Source organism: Gilliamella sp. B2838 (assembly GCF_026536185.1).
In the GTDB taxonomy this organism is placed as follows: domain Bacteria; phylum Pseudomonadota; class Gammaproteobacteria; order Enterobacterales; family Orbaceae; genus Gilliamella.
Map to the genome: position 1 here is coordinate 159,040 of NZ_JAFNOO010000001.1, position 15,062 is coordinate 174,101.

Annotated in this window: 15 protein-coding genes and 1 riboswitch; of the genes, 8 read left to right on the forward strand and 7 right to left on the reverse strand. The window is 34.6% G+C overall.

Going from position 1 to position 15,062, the window contains the following annotated elements; translation table 11 throughout:
• Positions 1-6: 6 nt before the first annotated feature.
• From J3U63_RS00750 to coaA, 6 genes are all read right to left on the reverse strand, one after another.
• Positions 7-4,494 carry an alpha-2-macroglobulin family protein gene (locus tag J3U63_RS00750; protein WP_267370194.1) on the reverse strand — a complete coding sequence of 1,496 codons (4,488 nt, stop codon included), beginning with the start codon at positions 4,492-4,494 and terminating at the stop codon, positions 7-9.
• A gap of 260 nt (positions 4,495-4,754) precedes the next feature.
• The gene (locus J3U63_RS00755) at positions 4,755-5,426 is read right to left on the reverse strand and encodes a 7-cyano-7-deazaguanine/7-aminomethyl-7-deazaguanine transporter (RefSeq protein ID WP_267333100.1); all 672 of its coding nucleotides are present in this window, start codon (positions 5,424-5,426) and stop codon (positions 4,755-4,757) included.
• 42 nt (positions 5,427-5,468) lie between these two features.
• Positions 5,469-6,146, reverse strand: coding sequence for a 7-cyano-7-deazaguanine synthase QueC (queC, locus tag J3U63_RS00760; protein ID WP_267343904.1), 678 nt, complete (start codon positions 6,144-6,146; stop codon positions 5,469-5,471).
• 14 nt (positions 6,147-6,160) lie between these two features.
• Positions 6,161-6,634: a preQ(1) synthase gene (gene queF, locus J3U63_RS00765; RefSeq protein ID WP_065633549.1), complete on the reverse strand. Its 474-nt coding sequence runs from the start codon at positions 6,632-6,634 to the stop codon at positions 6,161-6,163.
• Between the two features lie 4 nt (positions 6,635-6,638).
• Positions 6,639-6,683: riboswitch (PreQ1 riboswitch) on the reverse strand.
• A gap of 127 nt (positions 6,684-6,810) precedes the next feature.
• Positions 6,811-7,263 carry a DUF1090 domain-containing protein gene (locus tag J3U63_RS00770; protein WP_267343828.1) on the reverse strand — a complete coding sequence of 151 codons (453 nt, stop codon included), beginning with the start codon at positions 7,261-7,263 and terminating at the stop codon, positions 6,811-6,813.
• Between the two features lie 18 nt (positions 7,264-7,281).
• Positions 7,282-8,217 carry a type I pantothenate kinase gene (gene coaA / locus J3U63_RS00775; RefSeq protein WP_267333102.1) on the reverse strand — a complete coding sequence of 312 codons (936 nt, stop codon included), beginning with the start codon at positions 8,215-8,217 and terminating at the stop codon, positions 7,282-7,284.
• Between the two features lie 169 nt (positions 8,218-8,386).
• Between coaA and yihI the strand changes: the two genes are divergently transcribed.
• Both yihI and hemN read left to right on the forward strand, forming a co-directional pair.
• Positions 8,387-8,881, forward strand: a complete 495-nt coding sequence (gene yihI, locus J3U63_RS00780; RefSeq protein ID WP_267343827.1) for a Der GTPase-activating protein YihI — start codon at positions 8,387-8,389, stop codon at positions 8,879-8,881.
• 288 nt (positions 8,882-9,169) lie between these two features.
• Positions 9,170-10,573 carry an oxygen-independent coproporphyrinogen III oxidase gene (gene hemN / locus J3U63_RS00785; protein ID WP_267333104.1) on the forward strand — a complete coding sequence of 468 codons (1,404 nt, stop codon included), beginning with the start codon at positions 9,170-9,172 and terminating at the stop codon, positions 10,571-10,573.
• Positions 10,574-10,614: 41 nt separating this feature from the next.
• Here hemN and rsmC read toward each other — a convergent pair whose 3' ends face one another.
• Positions 10,615-11,655, reverse strand: coding sequence for a 16S rRNA (guanine(1207)-N(2))-methyltransferase RsmC (gene rsmC, locus J3U63_RS00790; protein ID WP_267333105.1), 1,041 nt, complete (start codon positions 11,653-11,655; stop codon positions 10,615-10,617).
• A 90-nt stretch (positions 11,656-11,745) separates the two neighbouring features.
• Between rsmC and J3U63_RS00795 the strand changes: the two genes are divergently transcribed.
• The 6 genes from J3U63_RS00795 (at position 11,746) to cyaY (ending at position 15,037) form a co-directional block, all read left to right on the forward strand.
• Positions 11,746-12,153 carry a DNA polymerase III subunit psi gene (locus tag J3U63_RS00795; RefSeq protein WP_267333106.1) on the forward strand — a complete coding sequence of 136 codons (408 nt, stop codon included), beginning with the start codon at positions 11,746-11,748 and terminating at the stop codon, positions 12,151-12,153.
• Positions 12,122-12,583, forward strand: coding sequence for a ribosomal protein S18-alanine N-acetyltransferase (gene rimI, locus J3U63_RS00800; RefSeq protein ID WP_267370195.1), 462 nt, complete (start codon positions 12,122-12,124; stop codon positions 12,581-12,583). Before J3U63_RS00795 ends, rimI begins: the two co-directional genes overlap by 32 nt.
• Before the next feature lie 17 nt (positions 12,584-12,600).
• The gene (locus tag J3U63_RS00805; RefSeq protein ID WP_267333108.1) at positions 12,601-13,236 is read left to right on the forward strand and encodes a thiamine diphosphokinase; all 636 of its coding nucleotides are present in this window, start codon (positions 12,601-12,603) and stop codon (positions 13,234-13,236) included.
• Between the two features lie 72 nt (positions 13,237-13,308).
• On the forward strand, positions 13,309-14,106 hold the full coding sequence (locus tag J3U63_RS00810; protein ID WP_267343825.1) for a hypothetical protein: 798 nt from the start codon (positions 13,309-13,311) through the stop codon (positions 14,104-14,106).
• On the forward strand, positions 14,107-14,634 hold the full coding sequence (locus J3U63_RS00815; RefSeq protein WP_267343824.1) for a surface-adhesin E family protein: 528 nt from the start codon (positions 14,107-14,109) through the stop codon (positions 14,632-14,634).
• A 91-nt stretch (positions 14,635-14,725) separates the two neighbouring features.
• Entirely contained in the window at positions 14,726-15,037 is a 312-nt protein-coding gene (gene cyaY, locus J3U63_RS00820; protein WP_267333111.1) for an iron donor protein CyaY, read from the forward strand.
• Positions 15,038-15,062 lie beyond the last annotated feature (25 nt).

The window sequence follows — 15,062 nt, forward strand, 5'->3', positions numbered from 1 at the left end:
TTGAGCTTACCCATCATAATCATAAGCGTGTGAAAAGGCCGAAGTCACTTCATTAACTTTACCATTTATCGACACGTTGAATTTATGACCAGTGCTATGTTGTTCTAATGACCAACCAGCAATAAACAATGCGTTTAGCTCTTGTGTTGAAAAATAGCGTTTATCATTTAATAACGCCGATAGATTAAATAAATAACTAGCTTGATTATTTTGAGCCATATTGTTATCTAACAGTAAAGAGAGTATTAATGCTCTATCACGTATTTCACTGCCGTAATTACCTAACCAGTTATTATTATACTGATATGGCGTGCTGAAAATTAATGGTATTAATTGTTCATAGATAGGTTGATAACCATTCAATTTTGCAGCAACTGCTAATTGCGCTAAAGGTAGTGGTGAATAGATAAATGACTTATCACTATTAATTTTGTCTGATAAATAATTTATCTCGTTACGCATTGCTGAGGTAATTTTATTTTGTTTAGTTAGCACCATTAATGCATAAGCTTTAATTGACAACTTAGTAAACTCAAGATTACGCGAATCTCCATAATAATTAAGATTATTAAATGCAGATGCATCATAAATATATTGACCTATGCGCGTCATTGCTAAATCAAGCGCTTTATCACTAACTTGATAACCCCGTTCTTTAGCTTGCAATAAGAAGTCAGTTGCATACACAGTCAACCAATGCTCTTCTTCGTTATGGCTATTCCATAAACCGAAGCTGCCGTTACTGCGTTGCATTGATAAGATACGTGAAATACCCAATTGTACTTTTTCACGACGTTTATCATCAGCATCGGTTTGAATGCCTAACTCTGCAAGTTGTTCACTATTGGCATATAGCGATGGGAATAAACCACTGGTTGTTTGTTCCAAACAACCGTAAGGATATGCAAATAATGCTTTGATATATTGAGCAATATTCAAGGGTGGTTGATTAGAGATAACCAACTGCCCAGCAACAGTGTTATCAATTAATCCCGTTAATGCTTGGTCTGGTAATTGCCAACTTTCATTGGCATTTAATGCTGCTACATAAGATCGCGTTGTACCAGCATAGGCTGGTCTTACGCCAATTGACCATGAACGTTCAATGTTAACCTCTGAATTACCTTCGAGTAAAATACCTTTGACCGCTATCGTCACTGAACCTGCACCATAACCATAATCCGCAATTACAGGAATTTGAATAATCTCTTTTTGTTTACTATCAAGTTTAACCGATATCGTTTGTGCTTCATTTTGCTTAATCAAACCCGCGGTTGATACTTCAATTTGCATAGTTTGTGTGCTATCAGTCAAATTATGCACATCTAACGCTAATACAGCGCGATCACCACCAGATAAAAATCGCGGCGTAGATAATTCAACCACAACCGGCGCGGCAACCTTCATTTTTTTATCCGCCTTACCAAAACGGTTATCATCCCATGCTTGCGCCATTATTCGTAGTTCACCATTAAAATTAGGTAAAGGTAAATTAATCTCACCTTCACCTTCGTCATTTAACTCAATGGTATTGAGTTGTTGTGCAACAATTTGAACGTCATTTGACGGTTTTTTCCCGCCAGCGCCCATCGCATCACCACCGAAGCTCATGTTAACATTACGGCCGGTAGCTTCAATTAATTTGCCATAGACATCATAAATATCGACATTATAACGTTTACGCCCTAAGAACCCAGCATAAGGATCGGGGGTGACATAATCAGTAATATTTAACACGCCAGAATCAACTGCTGAAACCAATACAGTCACTTTTTTATCTTTCTGGATAGATGATGGATCCATTTTAATTTTAATCGGCACAACGCTTTCTGGTTGTACTTGTACGGGTGCATCAATTGAAAAATTTAATTGACGATTAGCCGTATCAATCGGTAAATAAAGCAAACCAATTGCGCGTTTGACAGTTTGCACTGAAGCGTCCGTCGACGGGCGAACAATCATGGCACTAATGTAAATATCATGTCGTCCCCATTTTTCAATAGGAATGTCGACATCTAAACCTTCTTCACCCACTGTAATGGCTTTTTTCCAAATGGTGCCATCGTTGGTTTCAAGAGAAATATAGCCAGACCCTGCGACAGGTGCTTGGACATTAACTTTAGCGACATCGCCTGGATTGTAAGATGGCTTATCAATACTTAACTTAACTTGGTCTGGACGTACCGATTTAGTACCTTGAGTATTATCCTCCCAGTCATAACCAGACCAGAATCGAAAACTTGTTACGACTTGAGTGTTAGTATCGACAACTTCAACACGGTAAGACCCATAATCGGTTGGTTGATAGGCTATTTTTGTGGTACTGCCTGGCTCAATCGATAACTGATCTTCCGAAACGACAAACTCCTTGGAGTTGTAACTTTGGCTCCAGCCATCTACATCTGACCACACCCAATAATAATTATAACGCTCACGAATCAGTCTAGCTTTTAATGAATTTGTACCTAATTTTTCACCATGCGTATCAACGTAAGCGATTTCGAATTCAGCATTACTATTTATGTCTACAGTAGGACGCTGTAAATAATTATCGCTATTCCAATCATAATAAGGCGAGTCTTCAAATAATGCTCGAATTGCCGGCATTTTAGGTGCTGGCCAAATAGTTTGCGTTGCATAACGTGTAACCGGCCTACCGCCAGAATCTAGCAAACTAGCTTGTAAAACAACTTTGACAGGCGATTGCGTTTCGGACCAATAAACTTTCTTCACATCAATTTGAGTTAAGCCATCGTTATCTAACTCCAACCCTAAAGAATCTAGATCCTCATATAGATTATCATCAGTAACTGGACCAATTTTAAAATCAGCTAATCCAGCAATAGTGTCGGCTTTCTTTAAATAAAGATTCGCATCTAAGCGATTACCGGATGCAGGTGCGCCATATAAATACCAACCTTTGATATCAAAGGAAACATCTTCATCCTTTAGAATTGGCTCATCAGATACACTGTGAATTTCCATTGCCATACGTTCTGGCAAAAACTCTTCTACTTTGAAGTTCCATTGGCGAAAGTTATCATCACCTAAATTAAAACGAATTGTCCAATTACCTGTTGCGGCATCATCGGGAATAACAAACTGTTGTTGATATAAACCATTGGTATCTGCACGACTTTTTAAATGGAAAGTTTCAACCACTCGACCATTAGTCGATATCACCTCAGCGATGATGGGTTGTTCAGGTAATGGCTGACCATCTGCGTCGCGTAATAGTGCATTGAAATAGACGGTTTCTTTTGGACGATAAAGATCACGAGGGCCAAAAACAAACAATTGTTTTTGATAAAACGGCGTACCAGATAGATTGAAATCCGTTAAATTGAGTGCGTTTCGATCAATCGTCACAAATGAGGTTTGCTGGCCATCAGTAGCCGTCAATATGTTATAGGCAGAGCTTTTTGTTTTGGTAAATTCAGCATAACCATCTTTATCTGTTGTTGCTGTCAGGTTTTTACATGTTTTGTTACTATTTTCGGTTTGGCATAGCAGTGATAAATTAATATTGGCCAGTGGTTTACCGTTATCTAAACCATGAGCCATTACCGCTAATTTACCATTTTTATAGTGATGAAGTGAAACCCCAATATTACTTATTGAAAATATTGTTGCTGAGTTATATTCATTATAAGTTCCTGCTTGATTAATTACCGCAATATAAACCCCTTCTTGATTGAGTTTAGTAATGTTAGAAAGGTTAACGATAATGGTTTCTTGAGCATTCGGTTTAGGATTAAGATCAAATCTTGAGGAATAAACTAAGTCAGTAAATTCGCTCATTTCTTGCGAACGCCAAATGGATAACATATTAATAAAGCCATAATTATCGATCAAACTGGATAATTTTTCTGGCTTAATTTTGAAAAAGTTTATATCAACTTTGTCAACATTGAGCGTGGTAATAGGTAACCCACTCATCGATTTACTTGGTAATAATAATCCAGTACTTGCAAAGCCGACTGTTGGCTTACGGTCTTGAGTGGTTATCTCGGTTTGATAAACTTCGGGTAAATGACTATCATTAATAGCTGATAACATTTTATCAATAGTTAAAACTAATTTACGATCTGGTTGAAGATAACGAAGTTTTAATTCAAGGCCATTATCAGACAACTCCCAAGCGCCATCAACCACACCACTCTCTTTGTCAACCAATCTCAATAAATTTGAAAAATTCAATTTTGGATTGATAGGAACAGAAAACGTCACAACTAAAGTACTTGTACCATCAATAATAACTTCTGAACTATCGATAACTTTTAGGCTTTTACCTTTATATTTTTCAATTAATTCAGGTGTTGGATTAAACGAACTATGAGATTGCGAATTACCATTCGAATTATGCGTAGTATTATCTGTAATTAATTCCGTTTTATTAGTACTTTCTAAATCGACAGTTTTCTCTTTTTGATCGTCACAAGCACATAACGTCAAAAACAAACCTAACACAGCCAACTGTTTTATCAATCTCATTTTTTCATCTAATCCTTACTATTACAGGTAAATATACTTGTTATTTTATTGTCAATATTATGTCCTATTGCATAAACATTAGCAAAGAATCTTTATCAAGATTTTTAGCCGATCTTGAGATAAATAAATTTTTTAAATTAGTAAAAAAATTGGCAGAACGAGGTTATTGAAGGAGGATTATGACATTTAGAACTTATCATGAGGCCAATAAGCTCTAAATATCTATATTTTCTAATATTATTCGATAATTAATAGCTGATTTACGATGTTTTGATAATTAATTTTTTTAAGATAAAGTTCAAAATAATGCCATAAAGCGGTAAAAAGAATAAGCCACAGATAATAATTTTAAAACTATAATCGATAGCGGCAATTTCAACCCAATGCGTTGCCATAAACTCATCGCTCGTTTTATAAAATGCGATCGCAAAAAAGACAATCGTATCAATACCATTACCTAATACAGCTGATGCCGAAGGTGCTACCCACCATGCTCTATTTTTACGTAAATAATTAAACACAGTAATATCCATCAATTGCCCAACTAAATAAGCGGCAAAACTGGCTAAGGCAATACGGAAAACAAAACTGTTAAAATCAGACAAAGCTGAAAATCCCATCCAATGCCCTTCAAAAAATACAACCGAAATGGAATAAGAGAACAGTAATGCCGGTATCATAACAACAAAGATAATTTTTCTGGCAAGACTAGCACCAAATACCCGAATGGTTAAATCGGTAGTCAGAAAGATAAATGGAAAGGTAAAAGCCCCCCAAGTGGTATGAAACCCGAAGATATCAAACGGGATTTGCACCAAATAATTACTTGAAGCAATAACCAAAATATGAAAAAACGAAAGCCAGCCAAGGGCTTTCATTTGTTGCGTGTGAGTAAATTTGCTTGTTTGCTCTGAATGCGTGTTCAGATACATAAATTTTCCTTTTTTATGGGGTGAGTGAACCCAGTATGACAATTAATTTGAATGATTAAGGTATTGGTTTAAACCTTTCTCGCGAAGAATGCAGCTAGGACACTTACCGCATCCACCCTCTACGCCATAATAGCAAGTATGGGTATGGTTTCGGATATAATCCAAATAACCCAGCTTATCGGCCATTTCCCATGTTTGCACTTTGGTAAGATACATTAAAGGCGTTTTAATATTAAAAGCGTAATCCATAGCTAAATTCATTGACACATTCATCGATTTGATAAAGATATCTCGACAGTCCGGATAACCACTAAAATCAGTTTCACATACGCCAATAATAATATCTTTAATACCTTGTTGTTTGGCATAACAGCCTGCTAACAATAAAAATAGCATATTGCGCCCATCAACAAAGGTATTAGGATAATCCCCATCTTTGGCAGCTTTAATTTCCTGCGCGTCATCAATCAACGCATTATTGGTCGTTTGTTTGATCACTGAAGTGTCGATGACGGTTTGTTTCACACCAAGATCGTCAGCAATCCATTTCGCTTTTTCAAGTTCAATGGCATGTCGTTGACCATATTGAAAACTAATGGTTTCGACGTTTTCACGTCCATAATCTGCAATGGCTTGCAGTAAACAGGTGGTAGAATCTTGCCCACCAGAAAATATCACTAGTGCTTTACGATTTTGCATTTTTAACTGTTCCGATTTGATTTTTTCGACAAAAATTAGCGATTATCAACTTTTTCAGGATAAAGATCGTGATTAGCCAAACGGTTCATCGCTATCTGCTCCCAATTGGTGCCAGCTTTACCATAATTGGCATAAGGATCGATAGAGATACCACCGCGCGGTGTAAATTTTCCCCAAACCTCAATATATTTAGGATCCATTAACTTAATCAGATCTTTCATGATGATATTAATGCAATCTTCATGATAATCGCCATGATTACGAAAACTAAATAGATACAGTTTGAGTGATTTACTCTCCACCATCTTAATATTTGGTACATACGAAATATAAATCGTAGCAAAATCCGGTTGACCGGTTATCGGACAAAGACTGGTAAATTCCGGGCAGTTAAATTTAACAAAATAATCATTACCAGGATGTTTATTATCGAAGGTTTCTAAAATATTTGGACAATAGTCTGTTGGATAGCGAACTGATTGGTCGCCAAGTAGTGTAATTTTGCTCATTAAATTTTCCTTAGTTTTTTAGCGTGGGAGGTTCACGAACCACGTAGTAAGGCGCACACCTTACTATTTTTGATGGCAAAAGTCTAGGATAATAGCTGTCTAACGTGATGTTAAAAACGCTATCAATATTAAAATTGATAGCGTGAAGATAAAAAATAAGTAGGTTAGCAATTCATCTATTTAATTGTTACTTGTTGATAATAATCAGCAAGTTTTTGTTTAGCGTCCGCTAATTCTTGTTCGGCTTTTTGTACTTTTGCTTTTAACTTATCAATTTTTTCTTGATCGAACTTTTTACTATTTTTAGCGTATTTTTCAGTCTTTTGAGCTAATTCGTTTTTTCTTTCAGCAACTTTATCCGTTTTTTCGGCAATATCTTGCTTATATTTTGACTCTAAATCGGCATTACTACAATGCGTATTAACTTCATCAAGCGCTTTCTCAAGCCCGTTAATTTTATGGCTGTTATTATGGCTTTTAGCTTGTTCAATTTCGGCTTGAATAGCCTGCTTTTTGCTTTCACAAGTTAGCCCTTCAGATTGATGATTTTGCGCAAAGCTGTTCATTGAGCAGGTTGTGACCAAAGTCAACATACTTAATTTACTGACTAACTTTATTACTTTTTTCATATTCATTTCCCCAATTGTTTATTTTCTCAGTTGTATACAATCAACTTTATGATCTTTCCCTTTGGTTAGAATCAAACTTGCTCGTTCCCGTGTTGGCAAAATATTTTCGATCAAATTTAATTCATTAATTTCTCGCCAAAGGCGGTTAGCAATATTCACAGCTTCTTGTTCTGGCAACTGTGAATAATGGTGAAAATAGGAATTAGGATCACTAAATGCCCCAGCTCTAAATTTCAAAAATCGATTGACATACCAATCATGTAATAACGGTAATTGTGCATCGACATATATTGAAAAATCGACATAATCAGAAACAAATACCCGATTGTTAGCTTGAGTATAATTGACTAAACCTTGTAAAACATTTAATCCTTCAAGAATTAAAATGTCGGGACTGTCTATAATAATTTCTTCATTTTCGACAATGTCATAAACTAAATGCGAATAAACAGGGGCACTGACCTGTTTTTGCCCTGACTTAATGTCAGCAACAAAATTAATCAATTTTTTGATATCATAAGATTGTGGAAAGCCTTTTTTATTCATTATTCCACGTTGTTCAAGACATTTATTTGGATACAAAAATCCATCGGTTGTCACCAATGCAACTTTGCGATGTTCAGGCCAACGTGTCAAAAGCGCCTGTAATACTCGAGCAGTGGTGCTTTTACCGACAGCCACACTACCTGCGATACCAATAATATAAGGGATTTTCTGACTTTTACCTAAAAATTTTGATAACACAACCTGCCTAGAAAGGCTATTACTAATATAGTAATTAAGTAGTCGAGATAAAGGCAAATAGATTTCACTTACCTCATCCATCGATAAATCTTCATTAATTCCTTGTAACGAAGTTAATTCTTCGGAAGTTAAAGTCATTGGTACCGCATTACGCAAACTTGCCCACTCTTTACGGCTAAATTGCATATAAGGACTCAAATGATTCTTCATATTTTACTTTTCTCTTTGATGATTAATGCAAAAATAATCGGTTCAGATTATACATAATTCTTATTTTTTACAATCACAAATTAGCATTGATGCTTCATCGTAGCTATCTAAGTGAGTTACTGATAAAATATAAACGTAAAATTTAACTTGAATATAAAATTGAGATTATATGTTAAAAACTAAATCGAAGCTAAAACCCAAAAAAAGCCGTCAAGAAATAAATGAAGAGTCGCGTGAACTGAAACGCAAACGTAAACATAAAGGTTTACCGAGCGGTTCACGTTTTAATGGTCAAGATAATAATCAACATAAAAAATCATCCAATACCATTAAAGATCCGCGAATTGGTAGTAAAAAGCCAATTGCCTTAGTTGCGGATGATGCAACAAGCAAACCTGTTTTAGTCAAAGAGTCAAAACCAATAAAAAAACGCTTATCCCCTCAAGAAGAGTTAGAACAATTAGAAAATGATGCAAAATTAGAGCAACTACTTGATTTAGTCGAAAGTGATAGTAAATTAACCAAAGAGCAACAGTCATACCTTGATAGCAAACTAAACCGTATAGAAGAGCTGATGCAACAGCTTGGTTATAGTGATGATGATTTTGATGATGAACAAGATGAAGCGAAAGACGATATCGTCAATTTATTAAAACGTCATTAAAAATCGATTAAATGATCATAATCCGACGTGAATGTGATTATAAAGTATTTAAGTCATATCAATTAAAATACAGCGATTTTAATTGATATGACCTTAAAATCGGTATTGTTCAATACAAATCAGCTTAGATAAATAATGAGAACATAATGCCATTACTAATAATGCTTAGTTTATATTTTGGATTATTGATTTGTACGCTACTATTTTTAAAAAAAACCAATCGTATAAAAAATAGAACCAAAATCAAAACTAAACAAAAACCAATTAAAAAAAATCATGGAAATAGCAATGTTAGATGCCGAATTAAATAAAAATAATAATAAAATTCAAACGCAATTATGGGATCAAAGATTAATTGAAAAATATAATTATTCTGGTCCGAGATATACATCATACCCAACAGCGCTCGAATTTAATGAAAATTTTAATGACCAAGATTTTTTAGCGGCGGCCAATCGTTATCCCGATAGACCATTATCGCTTTATGTTCATATCCCTTTTTGCCATAAGCTTTGTTATTTTTGTGGTTGTAACAAACTAGTTACCCGCCAGACTCAAAAAGTTACTAAATATTTAGATATACTCGATATTGAAATTGAAAAGCGATCACAACTATTCAAAAACCGTATTGTCTCGCAAATGCATTGGGGCGGCGGTACCCCAACCTTTTTGACCAACGATGAAATTACCCGCCTGATTGTTTCGCTAAGAAAGCATTTCAATTTCGCGCAAAATGCTGAACTGTCAATTGAAATTGACCCACGGGAAATTACTCCTCAAACTATTGATCATCTTGCTAGCCTCGGATTTAATCGACTGAGTATGGGAATTCAAGATTTTAATCACGAAATTCAAAATTTAATTAATCGTGAACAAGATGAAAATCTAATCCGCTCATTAATTAAGCAAGCACGTAAAAATCATTTCCATTCAATTAGCTTGGATCTAATCTATGGATTACCTAAACAAACAGTAGAAAGTTTTACCGAAACCTTAAATAAGGTTATCGATATTTCACCAGATCGATTGAGTGTCTTTAATTATGCTCATCTTCCTAGTCGTTTTGCCGCTCAGCGAAAGATCAAAGATCAGGATTTACCTAACGCTAATCAAAAATTGCAGATTTTACAAACCTGTATCGAAAAATTAACCCAAGCTGGTTATCAATTTATCGGTATGGATCACTTTGCTAAACCCACTGATGAACTGGCAATCGCGCAGCAGCAAAATAAATTGCACCGCAATTTTCAAGGTTATACCACGCAAGGTGATGCTGATTTACTGGGACTTGGTGTATCGGCAATTAGCATGCTGGGTGATAGTTATGCGCAAAATCAAAAAGATCTAAAAATTTATCAAAACCAAGTTGAACAAACTGGCAATGGTTTATGGAAAGGCTTTAATTTAAATAATGATGATATTATTCGGCGTGATGTGATTAAACAGCTTATTTGTCATTTTTATTTAGACAAAAAACAAATAGAGCAAAAATTTACTATTCAGTTCGATGATTATTTTGCGCAAGACTTATCTTTACTCAAACCATTACAACAAGATGGTCTGGTCATGATTAGTGATGATACCATTGTTGTACAACCCAAAGGACATTTATTAATTCGTAATATATGTATGTGTTTTGATAGTTATATGCGCCGTATGGCAAGACAGCAACAATTCTCACGCGTGATCTAGTTCACTTTACTCACGCATGAATATTCGATTATCATTACTTATTAATGACTGGCTAAATAGACTTTAAATTTTGTCGTTTGTGCTATCACTTCTACACTCTTAAACGTGTCATTTAAAATCGTTTGATAGGGTAAAAATGAGTTTGCTACTATGCACAAATAACCATTCAATTTTAAATGTTTTTTGGCTTGGCTAATTAAAGCATTAACCGCAGTATAATCGGTCTGCTTGCCATCATGAAAAGGCGGATTTGATATAATCAAATGGTATTTATCATTCAAATTAGAAAAAACATCACTGGCAACAACACTGGCTGATAAATGATTACTCGCTAACGTTGCTTTGCTTGATTCTAATGCCGCACTATTAACGTCAGACAGTGTTAACGTAATATCAGGATATAATTTAGCAAGCACTGTTGCCAAAATACCCGAGCCACATCCGACATCTAAAACATGTCCTTTAACAATGTCTGCATGTTCCATCAATGCATTTAATAGCAATTCACTACCCGCATCTAACCCTTTTTGGCTAAATACGCCTGGTAAACTTTTCACTTCAATGTCGTGATTATCGATTGTTAAATGATAGCTCAACCACCATTTTTCAAACTCAAAGGCCAAACGATGATCGGCTTGAAAATGATATAAACTGCAACGTCTGGCACTATCTATTTTTTGGATGGAACCAAACTCATTTAACAAAGCTTCAACACTTTTAATCCCTGAGCGGTTTTCACCAACAATAAAAATATCACTCCCTTTAGCCATGTTATGTAATAAGTAAGACAACTGAAACTGCGCTTCACTTTTTGTTTTTGGCCAATAGTAGATGACCGTATCCATGTTTGTGTAAAAGGTAGAATCAGGTAGCAAAGCAAAAAGCGTTTCGACCTTATGGGTGTAATTTTTTAGTCGTAAATAGGTATGAAACTGAGAACAATGAATTTTGATGTTATGCGCCGAAAAACTTGCCGGATAACTGTCTTGAATATCGCCAGCAAAGATAACATTTTTATTGTTAAAGATACTCTCGTGTCGCTCTATTACTTGACTTGCTGGTGTAAAAGCAGATGTTGCCATATTACCTCAATGAAAAAACCTTTATAAATTTAGCCGTTGATTATACAATTAACGTCTCTTAATCTCTAACAAAAAAACACTTTCTTAATCATGACTGAACAAGATTGGTATTTAAAGCAATGTAATATCACACAATATGTTTTGCGTGATGCAGCGGCGTTCAAAGGTGAACTTGCAACACATATTAGTGATGAAATCCGCTTAATTGTTGTTGCAGAACAAAAGCCAACACAAAAAATATATCAGGATATTTTAAATGCCATTAGTCTTAGCACTGAACACGTATTGGTGCTTACGCCATCGCAACTCATTATTCCTGCTAATGAAATAAATAAAGTGGTATGGTTTATTGATATTCAACCAGATGAATCGTGGCAAAATCAGTTAGTGATTCAAACAACGAATTTAGATGCCTTAGCCAATGCACCACAACAAAAACGCCAGCTTTGGCAACAATTATGTCAATATGAAAACTATTTCCATCCTAAACAAGCATGATTTATCAGAAGCTTATGCATTAGAACAACTTTGCCATCCTATTGCATGGCCTAAACAGACGTTCTTCTCTAACCAAGGCGATCATTATTTAAATTTGAAGCTCACGATTAATAACAAAATAATTGGATTTTGCATATGCCAATTAGTGGCCGATGAAGCAAACTTATTTAATATCGCGATACATCCTAAGTTTAGAAAACAAGGATTAGCAAAAGCGTTGCTCAACTGCCTTATTGACAAGTTAACGACAATCAACCCATCTAACCCTATCACCACGCTTTGGTTAGAAGTTCGACAATCAAATAAGGCCGCTATTTTGTTGTATCATTCACTTGGTTTTAATCAAATTACGATTAGAAAAAATTATTATCCAACTACAGATGGTAAACAAGAAGATGCAATCATTATGGCTTTGACATTAGCCTTATAAAACAGAGGAATATAAGAATGCAAAACCATACCGCATTACTATTTGTTAATGGGGAGCCGCCAAAGCACTACCCTAACACTAGCGATAATTATTGCTGTATAGCGGCAACTGACGGAGCATATCATAATTATTTATCATCAACCTCAATCATTCCCAATTATATTATTGGTGATTTAGATAGTTTTCACCGTGATCGCAACACACCAAACACGACTCAAGTGATTCACACGCCTGATCAAAATAAAACTGACTTTGAAAAAGCGATGTTATTTTTAGCCGATAAAGGAATAAAACGCTTTATTGTGTATGGTGCCTGCGGTCATGCTAGTGATCATTTTTTAGGTAACTTATCAGTTGCAAAACAATATCATCAACAATTTGATATCACTTTTTATGATAATTATTGCCATTTCTTTTTTGCTAAACACCAGCAAGTTCTCACCGGTATAAAAAATCGAATTATCTCATTGATGCCTTTTCCAAAAGTAATCAAATTATCTATTGATGGTGTTCAATATCCGCTGACTAATGCAACGTTGAAGTTAGGCGAGTTAACGAGTTTACGAAATAAGGCAATCAGTGATTTAGTAAAAATATCATTTAAAAATGGTAATTTACTTATCTTCATTGAAGATTTACATACAGATGATTGACAACATTATTTACATTACTTTACAATACTTTACACACATTGGCAGAAGAATTATTATAAAAGGATCCTCTCCATGCTTATAAAGAAACTTTCGGTTTTTATTTGCTCTTCATTACTTTCTTGCATGGTTATTGCACAAAATGCAGCAAAAGAGAATAACACAGATGAGATAATTGATTCATTTCTTCAATGCGACAGTCAATTTTTTGAACAGTTAGCTAAAAATAAGAAATATTTTAGCCAATATGCCGACTTAGATTCGTTTGAAAATATTGCCTATATTCCCGTTCAATCAATGGAATATGATAATAGCAATACAACAATGTTGAAAAAACCAATTAAATATAAAGGATTAACAATAGTTGGTTATCAAAACATCTATATTCCCACTACATTATCTGGCAAATTTTATTATTGGGGATTTATCTTTAATAATAATTTAGATGAAGTTAAAAATAATTTAAAAAACCTCAACTGGTTACCTTACAATAATCAAGTCTATATCGCTAATCCTAAAATTTATGATCAAAAAAATAAAGCCCTTCTTTGGCAGGATAACCCATACTCAATTGATATGGTTATTCCACGACTTTGGACGGTTGAAAAATCACTCTATTTAGAAAATATTGCCGATAATCAGAGCCGAATAGCTTGTTCAATTCAAGGCGATATAGAAAAAGATATTCTTTATTTAACTCGCCCAGACATGAAACCCTTAGATGCTAAAATTGAAGCTAAACGTCAAGAAAAAATTAAAGCTTATAAGCTAAAAAAACAAAAAGAGAATGAAGAAAATCTAAAATCTCAACAAAAGAAAGACATGAGTAAAACATCAACAGAAAATAAATCAAAAGGCGGGGATAAGATTTAAATGAAAAAATTATATTTATTATTGATTCTGTCTTCTTTTTCTGCGTTTGGTAATAGTGTCGATACTAAAATAGCACCAATCAATGATACTGTTGACGAAAAAACAACATCAGACGTAAATGAAATTTTACATAATGAACACGTTGGTCAGCAATTTATTTCGATAAGTAAATCTAAAGACGACAAATCCACTGGTTATTCATTCATTGATAGAACATCTATTGCCCTCCACCCTTACAACAAACGAATTCGAGTATTTTCGCAAATTGTCAACTATACGCCAGCAATCGAACAAGATAATAGTGATGGTAATAAAATTTCATATCGCTCATTAGTCATTGAACAATTTGCAAATTGTGACAAAATGGAGATGGCTAAAGGAAATATACAGTTATTTGCAAATTACTTCGGCGAAGGTGATTTAATCGGTACTAATGATACTCCAAACCGCTGGGTCGCAATGACAAATAATGACGATGAACTACGCCGATTACTCATTGTTGCCTGCTCTTTACCTATTACTGAATAAATACAGATAACTATTTGACTGCCACTTGATTGTGGCAGGTTAATAGGGTTTATGTTAAAATCTTTTCATTGTCCATTTAGATTATTTTTCTATGAATATAACCGAATTTCATACTATTACCGATCAACTTTATAATCAGATCGAGCTTTTTTTAGATAAATTTGCTGACGAACAAGACATAGATATTGACTACGAAACTAATGGCAATGTTATTACGATCAGTTTTCCTAATCACAGTAAAATTATTGTCAATACTCAAGAGCCGCTTTTCCAAATTTGGTTAGCTACAGCTAAACAAGGATACCATTTTGATTATGTCAATAAGCAATGGATTTGTAATCGTACAGATCAATCTTTTGATAAAATTTTTACCGAATCAGTACAAGAACAAGCAAGGTTGTAAAGTGTAATTCAACAAGGCTAAATAT